This window comes from Nitratidesulfovibrio liaohensis, from assembly GCF_011682075.1.
In the GTDB taxonomy this organism is placed as follows: domain Bacteria; phylum Desulfobacterota; class Desulfovibrionia; order Desulfovibrionales; family Desulfovibrionaceae; genus Cupidesulfovibrio; species Cupidesulfovibrio liaohensis.
This window is the reverse complement of the sequence record NZ_VSMK01000618.1, coordinates 1-1076: the sequence shown is the minus strand read 5'-3', so window position 1 is coordinate 1076 and position 1076 is coordinate 1. Positions and strand designations below refer to the sequence as shown.

Here is a 1076-nt window from a genome sequence, read left to right as displayed (position 1 = left end):
GGCAAGGACGGCATCGGCAATGGCGCGGGCCTGGGTGGGCGTGGCCACGAACACCTGCGCCCCGGTTTCCAGCAATCGGGCCGCATGTTCCGCGCCGCTGGCCGCCGGGGGCAGCAGCACCGGCTGCATGCCCGCACGGCGCAGTCCCCTGTCCAGCAAGTCGCCCACGCTATCGGGCCGCTGGCCGGGCATGAAGATGGCCACCACGTCGCCGGTGCGGCACAGGGTGGTCATCCCCACGGCAAAGAAATCCACGGTGCGCTCGATGTCCGCATCGCTGAAGCGCAGCCGTTTCGGTGCTCCGGTACTCCCCGAAGTGGGCAAGGTGACGATGCGGGCCACGGCGTCGTCGGCCACGCGCAGCAGGGCATCGCCCCCCTCGCGCAGGTCGTCGGGTATGGTGAAGGGCAGGCCCGCAAGATCATCCAGCGTGCGCGGCAAGGGCAGCCCCGCCAGCCGGGCACGGTAGAACGGCGCATCAAGGGCGCGGCGCACCGCCTCGCGCAGCAGGTCGTCCTGCCGTGCGCGCACCGTGGCCGGGGAAAGCGCATCGAGGGGAATAGACAGGCGCGCGGCCAGCCACGGGTCCAGCGGCGATCGTGCCACGTCCCGTGCCGTGGGCACGGTGCGCGGAACGCCTGTGTGCACCTCATGCTCCCCATGCTCCCCATATGTTCCAAGCCCTGTGGGCGCGGCACACGCGGAGCACGCCGCGACCGCACCGCCTTCCGGCGATGCCGGGGACGCGATGTTCCGGGTCATGCGCCCTCACCTTCGGCAGACCCGATACCACCGCCGCCCGCCACGCCATTTCTGGACGGCGCGCCATTGCGGTGCAGGGGCGTGCCGTCCACCGAGGTCAGGTTCCACGCGCAGAACGGCACCATGCGCCCGTCGGGCGCGGCCACGTGGATGCAGCAGCCCCGCAGCCGTTCGGTGTCCAGGGTCCAGGCATCCTGAAAGGCCATGCCGGACACGGTGAACCGCCGCCCGGCCCGCGCCAGGAAGCGCTCGAAGTCGTCGCGCGGCGGCGCGGCGAGGACGCCCCCGTCCGTACGGCTCGTGCCGCCCTGTCC

The 1076-nt window shown here is 72.2% G+C and carries 1 protein-coding gene and 1 pseudogene; both read right to left on the bottom strand.

The genetic code is table 11. From position 1 onward, the window contains the following. Positions 1 to 648 (bottom strand): phenylacetate--CoA ligase family protein (locus tag FVW27_RS16750; RefSeq protein ID WP_481850172.1); only part of this gene is annotated, 648 nt, incomplete at its 3' end. 110 nt (positions 649 to 758) lie between these two features. Next, positions 759 to 1076 (bottom strand): annotated as a pseudogene (locus FVW27_RS16745) (hypothetical protein); the annotation flags it as partial.